The organism is Micromonospora marina (assembly GCF_900091565.1).
Classification (GTDB): domain Bacteria; phylum Actinomycetota; class Actinomycetes; order Mycobacteriales; family Micromonosporaceae; genus Micromonospora; species Micromonospora marina.
Genome location: NZ_FMCV01000024.1, coordinates 1 through 20,702 on the forward strand (window position 1 = coordinate 1; position 20,702 = coordinate 20,702).

Consider the following 20,702-nt stretch of genomic DNA (forward strand, 5'->3'; position numbering starts at 1 on the left):
CGGCCCACCTTGTTGATCTTTCATGGGAACCGGTGCCCGCGCCGCGTGGTGACGCTCGGCTCGGCTTCTCGACGCGGACTGTGGCTGACCACGGTGGCGCGGTGCTGGACGGGCCGGGATGTTGTCGTACGGCAAGTCGCATGACGACGGCACGCAGCCGCCGCAGGGCCGTGTCCCTCGGCGGAGGGCGTGGTCCTCTACCTCATTCGTAGTGGTAGCGGCACTGGGCGACCTGCACTGTGTCGTCCATGATCCGGTATACGAGGCGGTGTTCCTGGTCGATGCGTCTCGACCAGAATCCCGCCCAGTTTCCGCGGAGCTGCTCCGGTTTGCCGATGCCCTGGTGGCCGTTGCGTCGGATGTCCTCGATCAAGGCGTTCACTCGTTTGAGCATCTGGCGATCTCGTTGCCAGGTCAGATAGTCTTCCCAGCCTCGGCCGGCGAACTGGACCTTCACGCTGCCGATGCCTCGCCTGAACTGGCGTCGGGGTCGATCAGGTCGTGCATCTCCCCACCCCCGTTACGCAGCTCTTCGACGGCTTCATTCAGACGGCGGGCGTTGGCGGGGCTGGCCATCAGGTAGGCCGTCTCCTTCAACGACTCGTACTCGCGCAGCGAGATGATGACCGCGGCCTCCCGGCCGGAACGGGTGACCACCACTTCCTCGGCGTCGTCCACGACATGGTCGAGCATCTTGGCCAGGTTCTGCCGGACCTCTGAGTAGGGAACGGTGCGCATGCTGCCGCCTCCAAACGTTACGTACAACAAATTGTACAAGTCTGCCGAGGCTCCTCGTCACATGGTCCGACGTCTGGCCCTGAACTGTCGATCAGGCTCAGGAGCGGCGCGGGCGTAGCGGCAGCGGATCACCGGTGATCGTGGCGAGGTGGGTTTTTCCTGTTCATCGCGTTGGTGGCGACCCGGGCTGATCGCGTCGAGGTCCGGTCCGACGCTCTCGGTCCGCACCGAGGCGTCAGGCCCGCGAGTCCGACCCACGGCTTCTCCCTACCGCACGGGAATCTGGATCTGCCGTTTGGCGATCGTCTTGGCTGTTTTTCCGTGGCCGTTCCGGGCGGCGGGGGTGCGGCTGATGTCCCCACAGGGGGCGGCGACGATGGCTGCCGTTGGCGTCATCCTGGTGTTAGTCGGCCATAGTCTCGTTCTCCGTGCTCATCAGCGAGCGGGGTATTTCGGTGACGGCTACGACCCGTTGCGGCCGCCGGGCGGCCTGGTTGCCCGAGACGTGTTCCGCCTGACGTACTGGTAGCCGCATCGGTTCGGACAGCCTGTGACGGTTGTGCTGTACAGCCGGTCGTACAGCCAAGACCACCGGCTGACGCCGACAACACCCGACAACGACAGACGGGCTGACCATGTGCGCGGCCACCTGATCAGCCATCCGTGATCTCCTTTGGGATCCCAAGGCCGCAGGTTCGGCTCCTGGCCAGGCAAACAGGTACTGTCCTTCGGACATCAGACCTGTCCGGACGCAACCTGGGCAAGCCTGAGCACGTACTCGAAGCCGCGGTTCTGGGCGGGTGAATTCACCATCGGCAGGATCAGCGCTGGTATGCCGGCGGAAACCGATCCGCCGTCGCCGGTGGGATGATCACCGACCATCAGGGTCTGGCCCGGTACGGCATGGAGGGCGTCGAGGGCGGTGCCCCAGAACCGAGGGTCCGGTTTGACGAAGCCGACCTCGTAGGACAGTACGAACGCGTCGACATAGCCGTCGAGTCCGTGCCGCGCAAAACATTCGCGGATGTCCCAGCCGACGTTGCTGACGACGCCGATGCGAACACCGCTGTCACGCAATGCGGACAGGGTGGCGACGGTGTCGGCGTACGGCTCGATCGCTTCGGCGTGTGTCTCGTGCAAGATCGATGCCAGCCGCTGGTCCACCCCCGGGATCTGCTCCAACACGGTGAGGATCGCCCGATCCCAGACTCGCGGATCCAGATCTCGGGCGATGTGAGCCGGATCCGTGGCCGTCTTCCGCAACAGTTCCGCGAAGTCGCGAGCAATGCGGTGCGCCTCGCCGGCAGTCAGTGTCCGGCCGATCGATGCCGCCGCGTTGCCCACCCAGCGCTCCGAGTTCCGGGCGAACAGAGTCCAAGCGAAGTCGAACAGTACCGTCGTCACGGGCCTGGCGGTCATCGCATCACCCTAGATAGATAATTCGATGGGTGGCGCCGCGGGGGTCGTCGAGGACCGCGGGTTCCCGAGGGCCGGGGGGTCGACCACACGCCGAGGCGGTGAGCAGCGTCGCAGCAACCGCAGAGTCCGAGCCGTCGTACCGTCACGTCGTATCCCATTTCGCGATCTTGCGGAAGCGTGACGGTACACGGCGGGCGCGGTGGCGGCCATCAGCCGGCTGGACCGGCCGGGCATGCTTGCCGGATGGAGAACGCTCATGTGGCGGCGCCGCTTGCTCTGCACCTGTACTGCAGGGTCGACGTCCTGGTGACCGATGCCGAGGCTCTTGCCGATCACGCTGTCGACGAACTGCGAGATGCAGATGTCGACTGGTCTGCGGAAGACGACGACTTCGAATCGGCGGCCGGAGAGCTGCGCGGCAGCATCGCTGACTCGCTCGGGGCGGTAGCGGACATCAGCCGCCTCATCGAGAACGTCCCGGGAGTCGAGTTCCGAGGCGGTTGGTGCCGGGCGGAGCCGGGACCGCCGCGAGAGATCCCCGCTCCTGAAGGCCGTTGAGCGACGGGATCCGTCGGCGTGCGGCCTGCGATCGATCCGGCAAGAACTTGCCGATGACGGCCCCGAACGCCGCGGCATCAGCCCGTACGGCGAGCTGTTGCTTTCCCTGCCAGCGGCGATGCTGCGGGTGCCGTCTCCGCGAGTTCGGCGGGAAGGTGCCCACGGTCGAACGCTCGCCGCTCGGCCCTGAGAAGGCGGTCGTCTACCTCTGCCTCGTCTCGCAACCTGATCACGCCGATGGTTCCCGGTCGCCAGCACGTTCCCGGCGATCAGACTTTCGGCGTGACCTGGACGATGCTGCTGCCACTGGTCGTGGTGTTTCCGTCGCCGATCACTGAGGTGGTCAGGTCGTAGAAGCCCGGCTCGGCATCGGCACCGATCGCGATCGTGCTGACGGGGCGTTCGCCGGGTGCGCCGACCGGCCGCACCGGCGCGGCTTCGAAGGTGACCAGTCCCGGAACCGTCGAAGCGGCCTTGAGGTCGTCCACCGTGCCGTACGGACCCGTCAGCCGTGCGGCCAACTCGACCTGCGGCGAGGTGGAACTCGGCTCGTCCGGGAATTCGACCGTCCAGTGGACGGTCAGGGTCTGGCCCGGCTGGTACGGCCGGTCGACGTCCAGGGCCTCACAACAGGTGTACGTCGGCGGCGCTGCCGCCACCTCCGATGGTCCGGTGCCGCAGGCTGCCAGGAGCGGCACTGCGAGGCAGCAGAGGAGGCGCAGGCGCGGCGAGTTCATGCGCAGGATCGTAGGCGGGGCTCGCCGCTGCCAGGGGGCGGCGGAGAGATGCGCGGCGACCTATGGTTGCCGCGTGAACAGACGCCTCTGGGTGATGTCGGCACTGGCCGTGACCGCGTTGCTCGCCGTCCCGGTGACGGTCGTCGGCGTCCACGTGGCCCACCCGCGGAGCGAGAGCGGATACCTGGCGCACCTGAAGCAGTACGGCGACCGGCGGAACGACCGGCCGCTGGCGGTGCTGCCGCCCAGCACTGACCTGGTCGCCGAGGGCGACGCGGCGTGTGACTGGTTGCGCGAGCAGCCGTACGCGCTCTGGCGGCACGATCCGGAGTACCGCGAGCTGGTCGTCTACGAGCGCTATGTCCGGCAGGTCGAGAACCGCCTGCCGGCCTGGGGTGACGAGCTGCCCGATCGCAGATCGGTGACGGGAGCCGCGTGGACCCACCTCTGCCCGGCGGAGTGGGAACTACGCCAGCCCCGCCGTAACCCCTTCGCCCCCGAGCCGCCGGACTGAACGCCCCACGTCCATCGCCCTCGCAGGATTGATCTTGAAGTTGTGTGCCTCGCAGAAGCCGCGGGCAGGACATTCGAGGCGCCACAACTCCAAGACGACGAAGAGCCCCGCGCGGGCGCGGTCAGTGCGCGCCGTTCGTGGCCATCCAGGCGGTGGCGAAGTCGACGAGGGTGCGCTGGCGCATCAGCCGTGCCGTCGCGTTGCCGACCCGACCGGTCGTCGAGCCAGGTCATGGTCATGGTGCCCGCGTACGCCGGGTCGTCAGCCTGGAACACGGCCGTCTGCCGCCGGAGTGGCGGCGATCGTCCGCCCGCCCCGATCGATCCTGTCCACCCTCCGACCATAGGTCCCACGGCCCGCAAGTGTGCTCGTCGACCTCGGCGTCGTGGCGGTGAACGAATGCCCCCGAACGGGGCGATACGGACGCCACAACTCCACGATGGACGGGAAGCGAAACCGGGACGCGGGACCGGGGCGCGCCCGGTACGCTGCCGCGAATGCCGGTACGCCCCCACGCCGAAGACCCCGCCGATGTCCTGCTGCTCGGCGACGACGACACCCCGCTGGCCCGGATGCGGCTGCGGGACGACGACGGCACGGCGGTCGCGGCCGAGGTTCGGCCGCTGCCCGAGGCACCGCTCACCCGGCTCGTCGTCCAGGTGCGGCGTGACCTCGCCGGGCACCGGCTGGAGACGCCGGACGAGGCGCTGGCGGCGGCGCTGGTGGCCGACGGCCTGAAGCTGGACCGGGCCGCCACGGACATGCGGCACGACCTGACCGACGTACCGGAACCGGTGGTGCTGCCGGACGGCTGGTCGCTCGGCGCCCCCGGCTGGGACGACGACCTCGCCGCAGGGCTGGACGCGGCGTACGGCCCGGACCACCCGGACGGCCGCTGGCAGCCCGGTGACACCGACGAGGTACGGGGGATGTTCGACACCGGCGAGCCGGTCCCGCCCCTGGTGCCGGCGTCGGCCCGGCTGGTCGACAGGGACGGCCGCAGCGCCGGGCACGTGCTGTGCGCCGGGCCGGTGCCGTGGACCGACGACGACTGCGTCTGGATCCTCAACCTGGGCGTCGCGCCCCGCGCGCAGCGCCGTGGGTTCGGCCGCGCGTTGCTCGTCCACGCGTTGCGCGGCGCGCGGGAGGTCGGCCTGCCGTCCGTCGGCCTGTCGGTGGCCGACGGCAACCCGGCCCGCCGCATGTACGACGCGGCCGGCTTCCGCGTCCTCACCCGGGTGCTCACGGTCCGGATCCCCGCCGCTTAGGCCGCCCCGACCTGCGGCGTTGCGCCGTTCGCGGTCGCCGTGCCGTTCCGCTGAGATCCCGTACGCGTACCAGCTCACGCGCCGGTGAGCAGCGGGCGGTGCTCGGCCCAGAGCCAGCGCAGGTAGTCGCGCAGGCGTTCGGGGGTGGCGATCCAACCCTGGCCGGGATAGCGCAGCAGCCGGCTGACCTCGCCGGCCACCAGGTCGTACCCGGCCGCGCCGGTCTCCGGCACCGGGGCGTCCGGTGCGACGGCTACGGGCAGCGGGACCATCGGGAGCCGCACACCGGCGTCGTCGCAGGCCCGCAGCACGGTGAGGTAGACCCGGACCAGGTGGTACGGCGAGACGACGAGCGCGGCGCTGCCGATGCCCAGCGCTCGCACCCGCTCCACGATCCACGCGGCCTGCCGGCCGGTTCCGGTGATCGGCTCGGTCTGGAGCACGACCCCGTCGGTCCGGCGCAGGCCGAGACCGCGCAGCCGGTCGAGCGTGAGCGGGCGGTAGGTCCGCTCGGCGGGATCGGTGTTGGCCACCAGCAGGTGCCGCAGTGCCGGGCCGCTCTCCCAGACGCCGATCGCGTCGGTGAGCCGCCAGTCCTCGCCCTGGCCGGTGGGCACCACGAGCGCGTCCACCCGCCCGGCGGCGTGGTGGGGAAGCGTGAGGACCATCGTGACCGCCTCCAGCACCGCCAGGAGCCGGTCCGCGGGGACGTCCGCTAACGCCTCCGCCGGCACCAGCCGCGGCAGCGGGCGGGACACACTCGTCACGCCCACGATCTTGCCACCCCGGGCCGGAAATCGAGTACGGATGCTCAGGCATCCAACCGCTGCCGCCGGGAAGGATTTCCGGTGTGACGACGAGACGTACGCTGCTCGGCGGTCTGCTCCTGGCGCTGGCCACAGCCGGTGCCTGGGCGGCCTGGCTGAGCTGGGAGGCCGGCTGGACCGTGGACCCGGAGACCGGCGCGACGAGCGGGCCGTACGCGGTCTGGCAGGTCGCCGCCGCGGTGCTGACCCTGGGTGCGCTCGCCGCGGTCGCCGGCTGGTGGTTGAACATCTGGCTGGTGGCGATCGTGATGACTGTGGCGTTCACCGTGCCGTGGGCGGTGCACGCGGCGTCGACCGACGACAGCGGCCTGTGGGCGGTGGGGGCGGCGCTGGTGGCGATCGGCACGACCATCGGTACGACGCTCGTCGGGGGCGCCGCGGGCTGGCTGCGCCGCCGGACGGGGTGACGAGTCGGATGGCGCGGCAACGCCGGCTGCTGCCATAGGATGACCTCATGAGCGCTGAGGCGGTCGGCATGCACATGCCCGCCGTCGTGACGCTCGACGACGTGGCGACGATGAATGCCGCCGACCCGAACGGCCACCGCTACGAGACCAGCCCCGAGAGGGTTCTGTCGGTCATGCCGCCGCCCGACTCGGAGCACGCCATCATCGCGAGCCGGATCTTCGCCTGGCTGATCATGGCTGGTTGGCCCTGCCGAGCAGGTGCTCCAGGCCGTCGGGGTGCGGGTGCCGGGGCCCAGCGGCGACGGTGGCCGGATCCCTGACATCACGGTGTGGCGGAAGCCGCCCAGCCGGCGCGTCTGGTCCGCCGTGGCCGACATGGTGCTGGTGGTCGAGATCGTCTCGCCCGGCTCGGCCGGTACACCGAGCACGCCCGGATGCCGCTCGCCTGGCTGCTGCAGACCGCGCCCGCCGACCACCTCGACGCATAGGGCGGCGGGTCGTGCCCAGCGCGTCCACCAGCTCGCCCACGCTGCTCTCCGCCCGGCGCAGCCGGTCGAGCATGCGGCTGCGATATGCCTCAGCGGTCATCCGCCTGGCAGGTGATGACAGGTCGCGCTGCCCCGGCACGGCCGGCTCCATATGCTCGGGGGATGGAACTGCGGATCTTCACCGAGCCCCAGCAGGGGGCCACATACGACCAGCTCCTTGCCGTGGCCCGCCGCGCGGAGGAGACCGGCTTCGCCGCGTTCTTCCGCTCCGACCACTACCTGAAGATGGGTTCGGGGAGCGGAGATCCCGGCCCGACCGACGCCTGGACCACGCTCGCCGGGCTCGCCCGCGACACCACCCGGATCCGGCTCGGCACGCTGATGAGCGCCGCCACGTTCCGGCTGCCCGGCCCGTTGGCGATCACCGTGGCGCAGGTCGACCAGATGAGCGGCGGCCGGGTCGAGCTGGGCATCGGCACCGGCTGGTACGCCGAGGAGCACACCGCGTACGGCATCCCGTTCCCGCCGCTGGGGGAGCGGTTCGACCGGCTGGAGGAGCAGCTCGCGGTCATCACCGGGCTCTGGTCGACCCCGGAGGGCTCCACGTTCGACTTTTCCGGCACGTACTACCCGGTCAGCGACTCACCGGCGCTGCCCAAGCCGGTGCAGCGCCCCCGCCCGCCGATCCTGCTCGGCGGCATGGGCCCGAAGCGCACGCCCCGCCTGGCCGCCCGGTACGCCGACGAGTTCAACCTGCCGTTCGCCTCCGTCGAGGACACCGTCGCGCAGTTCGGGCGGGTGCGGGACGCCTGCGCCGGGATCGGCCGTGACCCGTCCACGATGACCTGGTCCAACGCGCTCGTGCTCTGCTGCGGACGCAACGAGGCCGAGGTGAGGCGCCGTGCCGAGGCGATCGGCCGTGACCCGGCCGAGCTGCGCGCCAACGGCGCCGCCGGCACGCCCGCCGAGGTGGTCGACACGCTCGGCCGGTACGCCGAGGCCGGCAGCTCGCGCGCCTACCTCCAGGTGCTCGACCTTACCGACCTGGACCACGTGGAGCTGGTGGCCGCCGAGGTGATGCCCCAGGTCTGACCCGCCGCCGCCCGCCGTCCGGCGAGATCTTGGTATGGAACGGTAGCGGCGGGGCGTCAGCGTGGGGTTGCGCGGCGGACGGTGTCGAGGCGACCGTCGCGGTCGCTGTCCAGGTACGTCACGTCAGGCACACCGTCGCCGTCCAGGTCGACCTGCACCACGTCGGCCACACCGTCGCCGTCCAGGTCGGTCACCACCTCGACGGAACCGTCCAGGTGCCGGGTCACTATCGACCGGCCGGACGCCTGGCGGGGCGGCGGCCCCGGGTGGGGCACCGGGTCCGGCTCGGGCTCCGGCGTGGGCCCCGGCACCGGCGCGGTGGCGACGGGCCCCACGCCGGTCGGGTCGATCTCCTCCTCCGACGGGTACACGTCGCCGCGGAGGCTCGGGTCGCGGTAGCTGCTCATCCCGCCAGGATTCCCGCCGAGTGGCCGGGGCAACCCTGCCGGCGCATGATGGCGCATGATGCAGCGCATGACTCACACCAACTGGGCCGGAAACGTGAGCTGGTCGGCGCGTACCCGATCGCGGCCGACCTCGGCCGACGAGCTGCGCCGGCTGGTCGCGGAGACCGACCTGGTCCGGGCCGTCGGCACCGGCCACTCGTTCAACCGGCTCGGCGACACCACCGGCAGACAGGTCGCGCTGGACGGCCTGCCGCCCGCTGTCGCGCTCGACCCGGACCGCGGCACAGTCACCGTCGCGGCCGGTCTGCGCTACGGCGACCTGGCCACCGCGCTCCAGGCCCAGGGGTACGCGCTGGCGAACCTCGCCTCGCTGCCGCACATCTCGGTGGCCGGCTCGGTCGCCACCGCCACCCACGGCTCCGGCGCGCGGAACCGCAACCTCGCCGCCGCCGTCGCCGCGCTGGAACTGGTCACCGCCGACGGCGACCTGATCACCGTCGACCGCAGCGACGGGCGGTTCGCCGGGCTGGTGGTCAACCTGGGCGCGCTGGGCGTGGTCACCCGGCTCACGCTCGACGTGGTGCCCACGTACGAGATCCGGCAGTACGTCCGTCTCGGTCTGCCCCGCGCGGCGCTGGACGAGGCGCTCGACGCCGCGTACAGCGTCAGCGTCTTCACCTCGTGGCGGTCGGAGCGCTTCGACCAGGTGTGGCTGAAGCAGTACGCCGACGAGGCGCCGCCGCCCGCCGACTGGCTGGACACGGTGGCCGCCGACTCGCCCCGGCACCCGGTGCCCGGCATGTCACCGGAGCACTGCACCGCGCAGCTCGGCGAGCCGGGGCCGTGGCACGAGCGGCTGCCGCACTTCCGGCTCGGCTTCACCCCCAGCAGCGGTGACGAGTTGCAGTCCGAGTGGCACGTGGCCCGCGGCGACGCGTCGGCGGCGCTCGCCGCGCTCGATCCGGTCGCCGACCGCATCGCCGCCGTGCTCCAGATCTGCGAGCTGCGTACGGTCGCCGCCGACGAGCTGTGGCTCAGCCCGAACTTCCGGCGCGAATCGCTGGCGCTGCACTTCACCTGGATCGGTGACCCGGTGGCTGTCGCGCCGGTGCTGGCCGAGGTGGAGGAGCGGCTCGCCCCGTTCGCGCCGCGCCCGCACTGGGGCAAGCTGTTCGAGCGCGATCCCGCCGCCGCGTACCCCCGGCACGCCGACTTCGCCGCACTGCTGCGCGAGTTCGACCCGAAGGGGAAGTTTCGCACCGCCGAGCTGGACCGCTACTTCCCCCGGGACTGAGCCGGCTTTTTTCGGGACTGGCTCAGCGCCCGGCCGGCATCTGCTGGCGCAGGCTGCCGCGCTGGACCGCCCGGCTGATGTCGCTGGGCGAGACGATGCCGACCAACTGGTCGTCGACCACCACGAGGGCCCGGCCGTCGGTGCACTCGTTGAGCCGGGGGAGCAGGTCGGTGAGTTGCTCCTCCGGGCGGGCGAGCACCAGTTCGTCGGCCCGGCAGGACACCTCGGCCAGCGTGGTCGACGCGCGGCGGTCCGCCGTGATGCCGCGTACCCGATCAAGCGTGACCAGACCGATCGGCCTGCCGGCGTCGGTGAGCGGCAGCGCCGAGTGCCGGTACGCGAACAGGTAGTGGTCGACGAAGTCGGCCACCGTGAGGTCGCCGGACGCGGTCTGCGGCTGCGGCGTCATCACGTCGCCCACCCGGACGCCGCGCAGCGCGTCGCCCATCCGGGCGGCGCGCTCCTCCTGGCCGGCCGCGCCGAGCAGGAACCAGCCGATCAGCGCCAGCCACAGCCCGCCGAAACCGGCGCCGCTCAGGAAGCGCCACAGCCCGAGTCCGATCAGCACGACACCGAGCACCCAGCCCGCGCGGGCCGCCACCACCGACGCCTTCGTCCGGTCGCCGGTGAACTTCCAGACCGCCGCGCGCAGCAGCCGCCCGCCGTCCAGCGGGGCGGCGGGGAGCACGTTGAAGACCGCCAGCAGCACGTTGATGCCCGCCAGCCAGGACAGCGCCCCGAGCAGCAGGCCGTCCCCGGCCGTCACCGCGACCGCCACCGCGATCGCGGCGAAGACCACGCCGATGATCAGGCTGACCAGCGGGCCGACCCCGGCGATCCGCAGCTCGGCGCCCGGGTTCCTCGCCTCGCCCTTCAGCTCGGCGACGCCACCGAACAGCCACAGCGTGATGCCCTCGACCTCGATGCCGTTGCGCTTGGCGACCACCGCGTGCGCCACCTCGTGGGCGAGCAGACCGAGGAAGAAGACCACGGCGGCGGCCAGGCCGGCCGCGACGTAGGCGACGGGGGAGTGACCGGGGTACGAGGAAGGGAACAGGCTGGCCGACAGCGCCCACGCGATCAGCACGAAGATGACCAGGACACTCCAGTTGACGCCGACTGGTACGCCCGCGATCCGGCCCAGCCGGAAACTCGCCCTCATGTTCCCGTCATACCCGGCGCACCCACCCGCACACCAGGGCCGGCAGGCGGCAATGTTCACTTGTACCAGTCGTACGAGCTGTACGATCGGGGTATGAGCGAGCCCGCCGCCGAACTCCCGATCTCCGATGCCCGAGACAGCCTCGCGGATGTCGTGTCGCGTGCCCACTACGCCGGGCGGATCACCTACGTGACCCGACGGGGGCGGCGCCTGGCGGCCATCGTCCCGGCCGAGCTTGCCGAAGCGATCGAGCGAGCCGAGGACGCCGCGGACGTCTCGGCAGCCCGCGATGCTCTGGCCCGTATCGACGCCGGCGAAATCCCCGTCCCGCTGGCCGACCTGCGCGACGAACTCGGCCGGTGAGCGTGCCACCTGAGCCGGTCTTCGCCGGGCGACGCGGCCGAGCGGGCCGGCCGTCGAATCCGCCGGTGACCGAGCTGAAGGCGCAGCGCACGACCCTATTGAGTGCGCATCGTTGCATCGACCGACCATCGTGGTCGATTCCGTGTCGGGCGGTTGCGGTCGCCGTCTGAGCACCGGAACCGCCGCATGTGCCTCATAGATGGCCGCGTCGGCTCTTGACCCCCCATCGCTTGCAGGTCTCCCGCTGCTCCTCCCAGAACCGGACGCTCGCCGTCGCGGCCTCCGGCTTGGCGCGGTCCGCGAGCGGGTCGGCAAGGCCGTTGATCCGGAAGTAGCCCGCTCCCGGGAAGCCAGCGCGGCGGGCGGCGATGTGCACGACGAGCGCGTCCAGGGGAGGGAGCTGCCGTTCCTTGCAACGGTTGTGAAACGCCTCCATGAACTCGGTGACCCGCTGAGGGTCGCCGTCCATGTGCAGGTATTGCGGCGCGGGAAGGCCCGCCGCATCGAACACCCGAGAGTACGAGACGGTCTGCCCGCGATCCTCCGCGCCGTTCCTGATCACGAAGTCGATCGCCGCGTCGACATCATCGACGCTGAATTCGTGCGAGGGGCTCATGGAGGGCACGGTAGCCGGGTTGTTCACCGGAAAAGCGCAGCACACTGTCAGCACGCCGACCCGGCCGCTCCAGTGCCGGCGCGCAACCGGTCAGCGGCTCAGCGTCTCGTCTTTGACGGCCCGGATGAAGGCGGCCCAACTGCTCGGCTGGAACGCGAGGGCCGGACCGGCGGGGTCCTTGCTGTCGCGTAGCCCGACCACGCCGGGCAGGCCGTCGGCGACCTCGACGCAGTTGCCGGAACCGTTGCTACGGGTGCTCTTGCGCCAGGTCACCGTCGCCTGGTTGGCCTCTTCCACCCGCGCCGTCCTCTCATAGCTCGTCGATCGCCCCCAGGATCAAGTCGCGCGACTCGCGGGCGCCGGCCGCCGTGGCGACCAGATGCTCGAAGACGCGGCTGTACTCCCTGACCTGTTGGCCTTCGAGATAGAGGCTACCCGCACGGGTCTCGACGTAGACGACCCCCGGATCGGCCGGCTCGGGGAAGGTCAGCACGCTGAAGGCGCTGCCCATCGACCCGTACTCGCCCGCGCCGAAGGTCAGGATCTGGATGGTGCGGCCGGGTCGGTCCGCCTCCTCGACCAGCCGCCGCAACTGCGCCGCGAACAGCTCCGCACCGCCGACCGGCCGCCGTAGTGCTGCCTCGTCCATCACCACCCAGAGCTTCGGCGGAGTCTCGGTGTCTTGACGGCGCATGCGCAACTCCACCCGCCGGTCCACCTCGTCGCTCGGGGCGTCCGGGTGCTCGGCCCGGATGACCGCGCGGGCGTAGTCGGCGGTCTGGAGTAGACCCGGAATCAGTTGTGGCTCGAACGCGCGGATCTCTGACGCCTCGGCTTCCAGCCCGACGTAGACCTCGAACCAGTCCGGCAGCACGTCGTCGTACGCCTGCCACCAGCCGCGCTTGCGGGCGTCGCGGGCGACCTGGACGAGCGCGTCCACCTCGTCGCCCTCCACGCCGTACAGCTCAAGGAGTCCACGGGCGACCGGCGGCATGACTGACACCTGGGCGTTCTCGATGCGGCTGATCGCCGACTTCGAGATGCCCACCTCCTTGGCGGCCTGGTCGGCGGTCATGCCGGTCTGCTCACGGAGGCGACGCAGGGCGGCGGCCAGGCGTCGACGTCGGACGGTCGGGCTTCCAGTCATGCCGGTCAGTGTGGCGGATCCGGACGAGCTTCGCAATGACACTTTCCCGAATCGGGAGTTGCGCAAAGGGCGCGTTCGCTGCACGATTAGTGAGTGGGCGGATCGCCTGGGTCACCGGTGTCGACCTGGCCCACGCGGTGTGCCCTGCTGACGTACTGCTGGTCGAAGGCTGCGGTGGCAGGTGCCGGGGTGGGTCCGCCAGTGCGGGGCGGGCCGGCGGGCCCGCCCTTCCACGGTTCGATCTCGACGGTGAGAGGCAGGTTCTGTCATGCGCGTCTTCCTCCGGCGTATCAGGCGTCGCCAGCGGTCGGTCCTCGGATCGACCTGCTACCGCTCGTCGGCCTACCACCCGCTGCGTCCCTGGCAGGTGCGCGAGCGGAGCTTCCGGACGACCCCGCTGGGCCGGCGCGGGCTCGACCCGCAGGACGTGCGGGAGTTCCTCGACCGCGTCGCCGGTGACCTGGCCGCCGTCTACGACGCGCTGGGCCAGAGCCGCCGGGAGACCGACCGGATCAAGAACGCGCTGCGCCGCTGGCAGTCGGAGCAGGCTCAGGCCCGCAACGAACGGGGATACGACAGGTGACCGAGCGATGGGTGATCCACCTGCCGGTCGTCGTCAACGACCTGCTCTCCGCTCAGCGGCTGGCCCGGGTGGTGGCGCACTGGACCCACGTCCTGCCGCAGACCGAGCCCGGCGGCACCACCGTCTCGGCGGAGGACGACCAGAACGTCCGCCACTGGGTGTTCTGCGACCGGTTGCTGGCCGGTGGGCGGCGGTGTCTGCTCCGGCCAGGACACGACGGTGAGTGCTCCCGGCGGTTCCGGCCGCGATGAGCATGCGCCGGAGCAGGGCCAGACGCCCGCGTGCCGCACCGGAAGCGGGGTATGCACGAGCCGTGGCCGAAAACGTCGGTTATGCGGTGACCGACGAGGACGTCGAGCGGGCCCGCCGGAGGCTGGCACAACAGCCGCCGATCACCGACGAGCAGCACGACCGGAACATGGAGTGGCTACGCCAGTTCGGGGGCGACAGGGCGGCCGGCGCGTGAACGGGCTTGTCCTGGACACCTCGGCGCTGCTCCCGGTGGCCCCAACCGGCATCGAGGGCCGGAGTCGGTCAGTCGGCCTTTCCGGCCGGGACGACCCACGCCGTCGGCTGGCCGGTGATCGCAGTGATCAGGTCGAAGTCACCGTCGTAGTGCAGAACGGTCACGCCATGCCGTTCGGCCGTCGCGGCGATCAGCAGATCGGCCATCGAGAGCGCTCGGTGGTTGCCCTTGTGTAGCGCCTGCACCTGGACGTCGATCGCACGATCCCAAACGTCGTCGGGCATGGCGAGCCAGTCGAAGCCGCGGAGCAGCCATCGAGCGCGCTTCGCGTCCTCGGCCGAGCGGGCGCTGTGTACGACCTCGATCTCAATGGCGCCGCAAACCGCCAGCAGACCGCGATCGGACAACTCGTCTAGGACCGGCGCCACGGCGGGCTTCGGCCACCTGGCCAGCGCAGACTTGTCGAGAAGGTAGCGCTCCCGCGTCATGCCGCTTCGGGCTTCGATGCCTGCTGCGGGTCGGTGAGGTCCGGTAGGCCGCCGCTCTTGAGCCAGTCGGCGAACTCCCGTCGTTTCTCCCGGTTGACCACTGCCTGAAGTGCGGCGTTGACGGTGGCCCTCTTGGTGCCGGTGCCGAGGATCTCGGCGGCCTCGGCCAGGAGTTCGTCGTCGACGTCGAGAATGGTGCGGGACATGGCATGCCTCCTCGTCCAGCAGGCGGACGAGGTGATGATATCAAGTTCTCGGCGTCATGATATACGCCTGCGGCGGTGTGGGGCGTCGGCGGGACTAGAGCCGCCCGGACGGAGGTGGGGCGGTCAGGGGAGCCGGTCGACCACCACGAAGGCGGTGCCCGGCTCCACCTCGGCCAGCAGCAGGCGCTGGGCGCTGCGGGTCAGCCGGATGCAGCCGTTCGTGACGTTCTTGCCGAGCGCGTCGTCGTTGTGCCAGCTGTGCAGTCCGATGTGCGCTCCCCGCAGCCCGGGGGGCACCGAGTCCGGGTCGTCGGGGATCGCGCCGAGGGCGAAGACGTCGACGCCGCCGTAGACGGCCTCCGGGGGCGGGGTGCGGCCCAGCACGAAGGTGCGGCCGAGCGGGGTGAGCTGGCCGGACATGCCGAGGCTCACCGGCCAGGACCGCATCGCCCGCCCGTCCCGGCTCCAGGTGAGACGGTGGGTGCGCCGCTCCACCAGGATCTGGTCGCGCAGCACCACTGTGGTCCAGCCGCCCGCCGGCACCCAGGCGATGGTGCGGTTGGCCGACGGCAGCAGCACCGCCGTCCAGCCGGAGCGGCGTTCGACGATCGGCACTGTCAGCCGTACGCCGCTGATGGTCGGCGCGAGGAAGGCCAGCGGGCGGCCGCCGGGTGCGTCGTACGCGGCCACGTTCCGGTTCGGGCGCAGCCCTTCGCTCAGCGGGCGGGTGTCGGCCGGGTCCGGGTCGGGCGGGAAGCCGCGCGGTGCCGGGTCGTAGGTGACCACCGGCAGGTCGTCCGGCGGTGGCGCGGCGGGCGGCACCGACTCCTGCGGGGACGGGCTCGGTGCGGCGGTCGTGGCCGGGGGCGCGGCGGCGGGCGGCGCGGTCTGGCGCGCGGGCGTGGCGGTGAGCGCGCGGCCCACCAGCAGCGCGGTGACGAGCAGCAGCGGTACGGCGAGCGCGGCGATCAGCCAGCCGGGAGGCCGGCGCGTGGCGAACCGGTCGAACAGCACGAAACGTACTGTAACCGACCGGAAGCCCCCGTACCCGCCACTACGGGTACGGGGGTTTCGCGGCCCGGGTGGCTCAGCTCAGCTTCGCGCCGACGTGGATGGCGATCGCGTCGTGGGCGGGGACGTTCGCGGCGAACCAGCCGCCCGAGTCCACGGTGATCACCGGCCCGCTGCACGAGCCGTTGCTGAACGTGCCGTGGATGACGTCGCAGTAGCGGCCCGCCGGCAGCCCGGTGTAGTACGACCGGCCGTTCACCGCGCCGTCCTCGTCGTTGATCGTCAGGTAGCCCTTGCCGGTACGGCTGAACGCGATGTGCTGGTAGCCGTTGTCGTACCAGTTGGCGACCGCGGCGCCCTTCGTGGCGTTGTGGAAGCCGACCATGTTGGCGATGACCTGCCAACGGTGCTCGCACTCCCAGCCGGAGTAGCAGGTGGTGTTCCTGGTCTTGTTGTTGGCGTCCGAGGGCGGGCCGGCGTCGCGGTTGCTGAAGGTGTAGCTGGACTGGACCGTCTTCGAGCCGTACGGCCAGGCCAGCATGAAGGCGTTGGCCAGGGCGTAGGTGCCACGGTTCTGGTAGGTCAGCACCCCGCTGACGTCGCGCTGGGTGTCGTGGTTGTCGACGAACACGGCAGCGGTGCCGCTGGGCAGGTAGCCCCACGCCTCGCCGAAGTTCTTCAGGTACGCCAGGCGCTCGTTGTTGAACATCCGGGCCAGGTCCTTGCCGTACCGGAACTCGTGCACGTCGCCGTTACCGGTGTACTCACCCGGGCCGATCGGCTCGCCCGCGCCGTAGATGACCTCCTGCACGATGTACGCCGAGCGGGAGAGCTTGCTCTTGATGGCGGCGATGTCGGCGGCCGGCATGTGCTTGCTGGCGTCCAGCCGGAAGCCGTCCACCCCGAGCGAGAGCAGGTCGTTCATGTACGCCGCGATCCGCGACCGCACGTAGTCCGACTCGGTCTTCAGGTCGGAGAGGTTGACCAGTTCGCAGTTCTGCACCTCCCACCGGTCGTTGTAGTTACTGATCTCGTTGCCGGGGCGGCCGCAGTAGTGGAAGTCCTGCGACTGGTAGATACCGGGGTAGTTGTAGTGCCCGTACGACGAGCCGGCCCAGCCTGTGCCGCCCGCGTCCTGGCCGGACATGTGGTTGATCACGGTGTCGACGATGACCTTCACGCCGGCGGCGTGGCAGGTGTTCACCATGGAACTGAACTGCGCCCGGGTGCCCTTACGCGACTCGATCCGGTAGCTGACCGGCTGGTAGGCCACCCACCACTGGTTGCCCCGGACGTGCTCCTGGGGCGGGGAGACCTGGACGTAGCCGTACCCCTTGGGGCCGAGCGTGCTGGTGCACTCGCTGGCCACCGAGGGCCAGTTCCACTCGAAGAGGTTGGCGATGACGTTGTTGGTGCCGGACGGCGCCGCGGCGGCCGGGGGAGCCGCGACGACGGTGGGCACGAGCAGGCCGGCGGACGCGACGAGGGCGACAAGCGCCGATCGGCATCGACGTCGAAGCATCGGTACTCCTGGGGTCGGGGGACGGTGGCGGTGCGGGGGAGTGGTCAGCTGACGACTTCTTGCAAGTCAGACTGAAATTTTGCGGCAAGGTTACGAGCCTGTTGCAAACTCTGTCAACGTATGGGCATCCGTCGTTGCGTCAGGTGCTACACGCGCGTCCGCTCCCGACGGTTCGAGAATCCGGCCGAGAAATTCGCCACCGGAGGTGATCCGTCCGCGCCGTCCCTCCGTACCTGAGGTGGGAGCAAGGTCGGCCGGTGGGGGCGCCGCCGCGAGACGATCGAGGAGCAGATGGCCCGGGCACAGCAGAACGAGAAGGCGACGACCGTCCGGACCACCAGCACCAGCCGAGGTGCCCGGACGATGTCGAAGTCCGCGATGGTGGCACTGACCGCCTCCGCGCTCGGCCTCGGGTGGGCCGGGTTGGAGCTGGCCGGCGCCGGCGGCGTCATGTACTCGTACGGATTCTTCTTCACCGAGTTCTTCGCCGGGGTGGTCGCCCTGGTCTCGCTCAGCATCACCGTGATGCTGGGCCTGCTCGCCACCGACCGCCTGGTGCTGCTCATCCGGCACCGCGTACTGCTGCAGTCGGCGCACCGCGCCACCGGCGTGCTCGGCGTGGCCGGACTGGTCTTCCACGTCATCACCAAGGTCGCGATCGGCCGGGCCGGGCCCACCGACGCGGTGGTGCCGTTCCTCAGCGGCAGCGGTCTCTACGTCGGGCTGGGCACCGTCGCCGCGCTGCTGATGGTGGGCGTGCTCTGGACCGGCCTGATCCGGGTCCGGTTCGCCGGGGTCGGTCCGAAGTGGTTCTGGCGCGCGCTGCACTCGATGGCGTACGTGTCCTGGCCGTTCGCGCTGGTGCACGGCCTCAACGCCGGCCGTCCGGCCGCCGCCTGGGTGGTGCTGAGCTACCTCGCCTGCGTGGTGCTCGTGGTGATGGCGCTGCTGGTCCGAGTCTCGGTCCACCTCGGCAAGCGCAGCCGCGAGCAGCACCAGGCGGTCGCGCTCAACAAGGCGATGGCCGGCAAGGGCGAGGAGCGTACCGGCGTGTTCGCCGCGCTCACCCGCAAGAAGGCCGCCGACAAGGAGGACGGCGGCACCGGCCGGGGCCGCTGGGCCGAGGCGACCGCCACCTGGACCGCGCCGGCCGGCACCGCCCGGCGGCGCGATCCGGAGCGGTTCGCCGTACCCGTGGTGCCGGAACCCGGGTCGCTGCGCGAGCCGGTCCGCGTCGCCGCCGCCCGGCGGCGCGACGCCGAGCCGGACGCTCCGGCCCGCCGGACCGACACCGAGCCGGACGCGCCCGCCCGCCGGACCGACGGCGAACGGTCCCGCCGCCGTCGCCGCGACGACGAGGAACGCGTCACCCGCCGGTCCCGGACCGAGGAGCGGGTGAGCCGCCGGTCCCGCGACGACGAGGACCTGGTCGCCCGCCACGCGGCGTCGCCGGAGAGCGCCGGCCGGCACTCGGCGCCGCCGGACACCGGTGGTCGCCACTCCGCACCCCCGGACAGCGGCCGGTACGCCACCACGGCCGAGGTGGCCCGCTACTCCGCGCCGCCGCGCGCGACCGACGAGCCGGAGGAGCCGTGGGACAGCCCGCGCCGCTGGGAGACCCGCCCGGCCTCCGGTGAACCGATCTCCGGCATCCCGCTGTCGGCGGAACCGCTCAGCGGGTCCGGCCGGCGCTACCGGGACGAGGAGGAGGTGCCGGAGGAGCCGGACTACTGGCGTCCGCCGGCCCGTTACGCCGCCGACGAGGCGTTCGTCGACGACACCCCGACGCTCGTCGACCTCGCCTCCCGCCGGGCGATGCGCGCGGGCAAGGAGAGCCGGTCCAGCCGTCGCAAGCGGGCCGACGCGGACGCGGTCGACGGCGCGTACTGGGCCGGGCTGCGGGGTGAGGCCCGGTGACCCGCACGACGGTCCCGCCGGTCGCCTGCATCGGCGAGCCCCGCCTGACCGCCGGGTTCGCCGAGTTCGGCCGGCTCGACCTGCCGGCCCACGAGGAGGTGCACGGTCCGATCGGCCCGATGGAACCGGCGGCGCTGCTGCGCCTCGCCGAGGCGATCGACCTCAAGGGCAAGGGCGGCGCCGGCTTCCCGTTCGCCCGTAAGCTGCGCGCCGTGCTGGAGTCCTGCGCGCGGCAGGACCTCGGCGCCGTGGTGGTCGTCAACGCCTCCGAGGGGGAGCCGGCGAGCTGGAAGGACAAGGTGCTGCTCACCCGCGCCCCGCACCTCGTCCTGGACGGCGCCGCGCTCGCCGCGTTCGCGCTCGACGCCGAGGAGATCGTGATCGGGGTGGCCGACGACGACGTGGGCCGGCCCTCGCTGACCGAGGCGTTGCAGGAACGGCAGATGCCGGTGCCCACCACCATCGTCACGGTCCCGCACCGGTTCATCTCCGGTGAGGGCGGCGCGCTCGTCAACGGCATCAACGGACTGCCGCACATCCCGCCCGGCACGAAGAAGCGGTCCAGCGACTCCGGCGTCGGCGGGCTGCCCACGTTGCTGTCGAACGCCGAGACGTACGCCCAGCTCGCCGTCGCGGCCCGGATCGGCCCGTACGAGTACGCCGCGCTCGGCACCGACGACGAGCCGGGCACCGTGCTGCTCACCGTCACCGGGTCGGCGAAGCGCCCCGCAGTGGTGGAGTGCGCCGCCGGCACCCCGCTGCGCGAGGTCCTCGACCTGTGCGAGGTGCCGCCCGGCCCGGGCATCCTGACGGGCGGCTACCACGGCAAGTGGATCACCGCGGCGGCCGCCGAGCGGGCCGAGGTGTCCCGCAAGGGACTCACCGCTGTGGGCGGCGCGCTCGGCGCCGGCATCGTCGTGCCGCTCGGCGCCGACACCTGCCCGCTCGGCGAGGCCGCCCAGGTCGTGCGGTACCTCGCGGGCGAGTCCGCCGGGCAGTGCGGCCCGTGCAAGATGGGCCTGCCCGACCTGGCCCGCTCGGTCGACCTCGCGGTCTCCGGCAGCGCCCCGGTCGAACTGGTCCGGGCCGCGGCCGGCGACGTCAAGGGACGCGGCGCGTGCAGCCACCCGGACGGCACCGCCCGGTTCGCGCTGTCCGCCATGGAGGTGTTCGCCGACGACCTGCGGCTGCACGCCACCGGCGAGGGCTGCGGCAAGCGGGTCAAGGGCACGATGGGCCTGCCCGGCGCGCCGGACGCCAATCCGCAGAAGCTCACCCTGGACTGGTCGCGTTGCGACGGCCACGGGCTGTGCGCGCACGTGGTGCCGGACTTCATCCGGCTCGACGGCAACGGCTACCCCGCGTTCCCGCCCACCCCGGTGCCGACGTGGCTGCGCGAGGGCGCGCTCAAGGCGGTCAAGGTCTGTCCCGAACTCGCGCTCCGCCTGGTCCGGGCCGAGTAGAACCCAGGA

At 71.5% G+C, this 20,702-nt stretch carries 27 protein-coding genes; 13 read left to right on the plus strand and 14 right to left on the minus strand.

Going from position 1 to position 20,702, the window contains the following annotated elements; all coding sequences use genetic code 11:
• Positions 1 to 202: 202 nt before the first annotated feature.
• From GA0070215_RS22995 to GA0070215_RS23010, 3 genes are all read right to left on the minus strand, one after another.
• Complete coding sequence (locus tag GA0070215_RS22995; protein ID WP_091046349.1) at positions 203 to 457, minus strand: Txe/YoeB family addiction module toxin; 255 nt, start codon at positions 455 to 457, stop codon at positions 203 to 205.
• On the minus strand, positions 454 to 738 hold the full coding sequence (locus GA0070215_RS23000; RefSeq protein ID WP_018787151.1) for a type II toxin-antitoxin system Phd/YefM family antitoxin: 285 nt from the start codon (positions 736 to 738) through the stop codon (positions 454 to 456). Before GA0070215_RS23000 ends, GA0070215_RS22995 begins: the two co-directional genes overlap by 4 nt.
• Before the next feature lie 735 nt (positions 739 to 1,473).
• Positions 1,474 to 2,157 (minus strand): HAD family hydrolase, encoded by a 684-nt coding sequence (locus GA0070215_RS23010; protein WP_091049665.1) that lies wholly within the window; start codon positions 2,155 to 2,157, stop codon positions 1,474 to 1,476.
• A 243-nt stretch (positions 2,158 to 2,400) separates the two neighbouring features.
• Here GA0070215_RS23010 and GA0070215_RS23015 point away from each other — a divergent pair, with 243 nt between their 5' ends.
• A complete protein-coding gene (locus GA0070215_RS23015) occupies positions 2,401 to 2,715 on the plus strand; it encodes a hypothetical protein (RefSeq protein WP_244167102.1) in 315 nt (104 codons plus the stop codon).
• Positions 2,716 to 2,984: 269 nt separating this feature from the next.
• On the opposite strand, the gene GA0070215_RS23020 is transcribed toward GA0070215_RS23015, so the two are convergent.
• A complete protein-coding gene (locus tag GA0070215_RS23020; protein WP_244167103.1) occupies positions 2,985 to 3,452 on the minus strand; it encodes a hypothetical protein in 468 nt (155 codons plus the stop codon).
• A 73-nt stretch (positions 3,453 to 3,525) separates the two neighbouring features.
• Here GA0070215_RS23020 and GA0070215_RS23025 point away from each other — a divergent pair, with 73 nt between their 5' ends.
• Positions 3,526 to 3,966 (plus strand): hypothetical protein, encoded by a 441-nt coding sequence (locus tag GA0070215_RS23025; RefSeq protein WP_231394823.1) that lies wholly within the window; start codon positions 3,526 to 3,528, stop codon positions 3,964 to 3,966.
• 497 nt (positions 3,967 to 4,463) lie between these two features.
• Positions 4,464 to 5,234: a GNAT family N-acetyltransferase gene (locus GA0070215_RS23030; RefSeq protein WP_091049677.1), complete on the plus strand. Its 771-nt coding sequence runs from the start codon at positions 4,464 to 4,466 to the stop codon at positions 5,232 to 5,234.
• Positions 5,235 to 5,308: 74 nt separating this feature from the next.
• On the opposite strand, the gene GA0070215_RS23035 is transcribed toward GA0070215_RS23030, so the two are convergent.
• Complete coding sequence (locus GA0070215_RS23035; protein WP_377469278.1) at positions 5,309 to 6,001, minus strand: hypothetical protein; 693 nt, start codon at positions 5,999 to 6,001, stop codon at positions 5,309 to 5,311.
• Between the two features lie 83 nt (positions 6,002 to 6,084).
• Here GA0070215_RS23035 and GA0070215_RS23040 point away from each other — a divergent pair, with 83 nt between their 5' ends.
• The 3 genes from GA0070215_RS23040 to GA0070215_RS23050 all read left to right on the plus strand — a co-directional run bounded on the left by GA0070215_RS23040 (position 6,085) and on the right by GA0070215_RS23050 (position 8,048).
• Positions 6,085 to 6,468 carry a hypothetical protein gene (locus GA0070215_RS23040; protein ID WP_018787143.1) on the plus strand — a complete coding sequence of 128 codons (384 nt, stop codon included), beginning with the start codon at positions 6,085 to 6,087 and terminating at the stop codon, positions 6,466 to 6,468.
• Between the two features lie 47 nt (positions 6,469 to 6,515).
• On the plus strand, positions 6,516 to 6,788 hold the full coding sequence (locus GA0070215_RS29280; RefSeq protein ID WP_244167104.1) for a hypothetical protein: 273 nt from the start codon (positions 6,516 to 6,518) through the stop codon (positions 6,786 to 6,788).
• A gap of 330 nt (positions 6,789 to 7,118) precedes the next feature.
• Positions 7,119 to 8,048 carry an LLM class F420-dependent oxidoreductase gene (locus tag GA0070215_RS23050; protein WP_091049683.1) on the plus strand — a complete coding sequence of 310 codons (930 nt, stop codon included), beginning with the start codon at positions 7,119 to 7,121 and terminating at the stop codon, positions 8,046 to 8,048.
• A gap of 56 nt (positions 8,049 to 8,104) precedes the next feature.
• Here the strand turns inward: GA0070215_RS23050 and GA0070215_RS23055 are convergent, their stop codons facing one another.
• A complete protein-coding gene (locus GA0070215_RS23055) occupies positions 8,105 to 8,455 on the minus strand; it encodes a hypothetical protein (RefSeq protein WP_091049686.1) in 351 nt (116 codons plus the stop codon).
• Between the two features lie 67 nt (positions 8,456 to 8,522).
• On the opposite strand from GA0070215_RS23055, the gene GA0070215_RS23060 reads away from it, so the two are divergent.
• Complete coding sequence (locus tag GA0070215_RS23060; RefSeq protein ID WP_091049912.1) at positions 8,523 to 9,749, plus strand: FAD-binding protein; 1,227 nt, start codon at positions 8,523 to 8,525, stop codon at positions 9,747 to 9,749.
• A 22-nt stretch (positions 9,750 to 9,771) separates the two neighbouring features.
• Here the strand turns inward: GA0070215_RS23060 and GA0070215_RS23065 are convergent, their stop codons facing one another.
• Positions 9,772 to 10,911 carry a site-2 protease family protein gene (locus GA0070215_RS23065; protein WP_091049690.1) on the minus strand — a complete coding sequence of 380 codons (1,140 nt, stop codon included), beginning with the start codon at positions 10,909 to 10,911 and terminating at the stop codon, positions 9,772 to 9,774.
• Positions 10,912 to 11,004: 93 nt separating this feature from the next.
• Here GA0070215_RS23065 and GA0070215_RS23070 point away from each other — a divergent pair, with 93 nt between their 5' ends.
• The gene (locus GA0070215_RS23070; RefSeq protein ID WP_091049915.1) at positions 11,005 to 11,274 is read left to right on the plus strand and encodes a type II toxin-antitoxin system prevent-host-death family antitoxin; all 270 of its coding nucleotides are present in this window, start codon (positions 11,005 to 11,007) and stop codon (positions 11,272 to 11,274) included.
• A 193-nt stretch (positions 11,275 to 11,467) separates the two neighbouring features.
• Here the strand turns inward: GA0070215_RS23070 and GA0070215_RS23075 are convergent, their stop codons facing one another.
• The 3 genes from GA0070215_RS23075 to GA0070215_RS23085 all read right to left on the minus strand — a co-directional run bounded on the left by GA0070215_RS23075 (position 11,468) and on the right by GA0070215_RS23085 (position 13,037).
• Positions 11,468 to 11,890 carry a hypothetical protein gene (locus tag GA0070215_RS23075; RefSeq protein WP_141708239.1) on the minus strand — a complete coding sequence of 141 codons (423 nt, stop codon included), beginning with the start codon at positions 11,888 to 11,890 and terminating at the stop codon, positions 11,468 to 11,470.
• Between the two features lie 90 nt (positions 11,891 to 11,980).
• Positions 11,981 to 12,187, minus strand: coding sequence for a DUF397 domain-containing protein (locus tag GA0070215_RS23080; RefSeq protein WP_091049699.1), 207 nt, complete (start codon positions 12,185 to 12,187; stop codon positions 11,981 to 11,983).
• A gap of 13 nt (positions 12,188 to 12,200) precedes the next feature.
• Complete coding sequence (locus GA0070215_RS23085; RefSeq protein WP_091049703.1) at positions 12,201 to 13,037, minus strand: helix-turn-helix domain-containing protein; 837 nt, start codon at positions 13,035 to 13,037, stop codon at positions 12,201 to 12,203.
• Positions 13,038 to 13,305: 268 nt separating this feature from the next.
• Between GA0070215_RS23085 and GA0070215_RS23090 the strand changes: the two genes are divergently transcribed.
• The 3 genes from GA0070215_RS23090 to GA0070215_RS28535 all read left to right on the plus strand — a co-directional run bounded on the left by GA0070215_RS23090 (position 13,306) and on the right by GA0070215_RS28535 (position 14,086).
• Complete coding sequence (locus GA0070215_RS23090) at positions 13,306 to 13,620, plus strand: DivIVA domain-containing protein (protein ID WP_018787134.1); 315 nt, start codon at positions 13,306 to 13,308, stop codon at positions 13,618 to 13,620.
• Entirely contained in the window at positions 13,617 to 13,871 is a 255-nt protein-coding gene (locus GA0070215_RS23095) for a hypothetical protein (RefSeq protein WP_091049706.1), read from the plus strand. The genes GA0070215_RS23090 and GA0070215_RS23095 overlap by 4 nt, the downstream gene beginning before the upstream one ends.
• 62 nt (positions 13,872 to 13,933) lie before the next feature.
• Positions 13,934 to 14,086, plus strand: coding sequence for a hypothetical protein (locus GA0070215_RS28535; RefSeq protein WP_155945559.1), 153 nt, complete (start codon positions 13,934 to 13,936; stop codon positions 14,084 to 14,086).
• A gap of 68 nt (positions 14,087 to 14,154) precedes the next feature.
• On the opposite strand, the gene GA0070215_RS23100 is transcribed toward GA0070215_RS28535, so the two are convergent.
• The 4 genes from GA0070215_RS23100 to GA0070215_RS23115 all read right to left on the minus strand — a co-directional run bounded on the left by GA0070215_RS23100 (position 14,155) and on the right by GA0070215_RS23115 (position 17,313).
• Entirely contained in the window at positions 14,155 to 14,574 is a 420-nt protein-coding gene (locus GA0070215_RS23100) for a PIN domain nuclease (RefSeq protein ID WP_091049710.1), read from the minus strand.
• Complete coding sequence (locus GA0070215_RS23105) at positions 14,571 to 14,780, minus strand: type II toxin-antitoxin system VapB family antitoxin (RefSeq protein ID WP_018787130.1); 210 nt, start codon at positions 14,778 to 14,780, stop codon at positions 14,571 to 14,573. The genes GA0070215_RS23100 and GA0070215_RS23105 overlap by 4 nt, the downstream gene beginning before the upstream one ends.
• A 123-nt stretch (positions 14,781 to 14,903) precedes the next feature.
• Positions 14,904 to 15,794, minus strand: a complete 891-nt coding sequence (locus GA0070215_RS23110) for a L,D-transpeptidase (RefSeq protein ID WP_091049714.1) — start codon at positions 15,792 to 15,794, stop codon at positions 14,904 to 14,906.
• 73 nt (positions 15,795 to 15,867) lie between these two features.
• Positions 15,868 to 17,313 (minus strand): alpha-amylase, encoded by a 1,446-nt coding sequence (locus GA0070215_RS23115; protein WP_091049717.1) that lies wholly within the window; start codon positions 17,311 to 17,313, stop codon positions 15,868 to 15,870.
• A gap of 291 nt (positions 17,314 to 17,604) precedes the next feature.
• Here GA0070215_RS23115 and GA0070215_RS23120 point away from each other — a divergent pair, with 291 nt between their 5' ends.
• Together GA0070215_RS23120 and GA0070215_RS23125 are read left to right on the plus strand one after the other, a co-directional pair.
• Positions 17,605 to 19,230, plus strand: a complete 1,626-nt coding sequence (locus GA0070215_RS23120) for a hypothetical protein (protein WP_026268301.1) — start codon at positions 17,605 to 17,607, stop codon at positions 19,228 to 19,230.
• Positions 19,227 to 20,693 carry an NADH-quinone oxidoreductase subunit NuoF family protein gene (locus GA0070215_RS23125; RefSeq protein ID WP_091049720.1) on the plus strand — a complete coding sequence of 489 codons (1,467 nt, stop codon included), beginning with the start codon at positions 19,227 to 19,229 and terminating at the stop codon, positions 20,691 to 20,693. Before GA0070215_RS23120 ends, GA0070215_RS23125 begins: the two co-directional genes overlap by 4 nt.
• Positions 20,694 to 20,702 lie beyond the last annotated feature (9 nt).

What these genes read in the sequence shown, in the direction of transcription:
- GA0070215_RS23010 (WP_091049665.1), bottom strand. Translation starts at nt 2,157, where the DNA reads ATGACCGCCAGGCCCGTGACGACGGTACTGTTCGACTTCGCTTGGACT.
- GA0070215_RS23090 (WP_018787134.1), top strand. Translation starts at nt 13,306, where the DNA reads ATGCGCGTCTTCCTCCGGCGTATCAGGCGTCGCCAGCGGTCGGTCCTC.
- GA0070215_RS23065 (WP_091049690.1), bottom strand. Translation starts at nt 10,911, where the DNA reads ATGAGGGCGAGTTTCCGGCTGGGCCGGATCGCGGGCGTACCAGTCGGC.
- GA0070215_RS23085 (WP_091049703.1), bottom strand. Translation starts at nt 13,037, where the DNA reads ATGACTGGAAGCCCGACCGTCCGACGTCGACGCCTGGCCGCCGCCCTG.
- GA0070215_RS23060 (WP_091049912.1), top strand. Translation starts at nt 8,523, where the DNA reads ATGACTCACACCAACTGGGCCGGAAACGTGAGCTGGTCGGCGCGTACC.
- GA0070215_RS23050 (WP_091049683.1), top strand. Translation starts at nt 7,119, where the DNA reads ATGGAACTGCGGATCTTCACCGAGCCCCAGCAGGGGGCCACATACGAC.
- GA0070215_RS23070 (WP_091049915.1), top strand. Translation starts at nt 11,005, where the DNA reads ATGAGCGAGCCCGCCGCCGAACTCCCGATCTCCGATGCCCGAGACAGC.
- GA0070215_RS23055 (WP_091049686.1), bottom strand. Translation starts at nt 8,455, where the DNA reads ATGAGCAGCTACCGCGACCCGAGCCTCCGCGGCGACGTGTACCCGTCG.
- GA0070215_RS23120 (WP_026268301.1), top strand. Translation starts at nt 17,605, where the DNA reads ATGGCCCGGGCACAGCAGAACGAGAAGGCGACGACCGTCCGGACCACC.
- GA0070215_RS23015 (WP_244167102.1), top strand. Translation starts at nt 2,401, where the DNA reads ATGGAGAACGCTCATGTGGCGGCGCCGCTTGCTCTGCACCTGTACTGC.
- GA0070215_RS23075 (WP_141708239.1), bottom strand. Translation starts at nt 11,890, where the DNA reads ATGAGCCCCTCGCACGAATTCAGCGTCGATGATGTCGACGCGGCGATC.
- GA0070215_RS23020 (WP_244167103.1), bottom strand. Translation starts at nt 3,452, where the DNA reads ATGAACTCGCCGCGCCTGCGCCTCCTCTGCTGCCTCGCAGTGCCGCTC.
- GA0070215_RS23100 (WP_091049710.1), bottom strand. Translation starts at nt 14,574, where the DNA reads ATGACGCGGGAGCGCTACCTTCTCGACAAGTCTGCGCTGGCCAGGTGG.
- GA0070215_RS23115 (WP_091049717.1), bottom strand. Translation starts at nt 17,313, where the DNA reads ATGCTTCGACGTCGATGCCGATCGGCGCTTGTCGCCCTCGTCGCGTCC.
- GA0070215_RS23030 (WP_091049677.1), top strand. Translation starts at nt 4,464, where the DNA reads ATGCCGGTACGCCCCCACGCCGAAGACCCCGCCGATGTCCTGCTGCTC.
- GA0070215_RS29280 (WP_244167104.1), top strand. Translation starts at nt 6,516, where the DNA reads ATGAGCGCTGAGGCGGTCGGCATGCACATGCCCGCCGTCGTGACGCTC.
- GA0070215_RS23000 (WP_018787151.1), bottom strand. Translation starts at nt 738, where the DNA reads ATGCGCACCGTTCCCTACTCAGAGGTCCGGCAGAACCTGGCCAAGATG.
- GA0070215_RS23105 (WP_018787130.1), bottom strand. Translation starts at nt 14,780, where the DNA reads ATGTCCCGCACCATTCTCGACGTCGACGACGAACTCCTGGCCGAGGCC.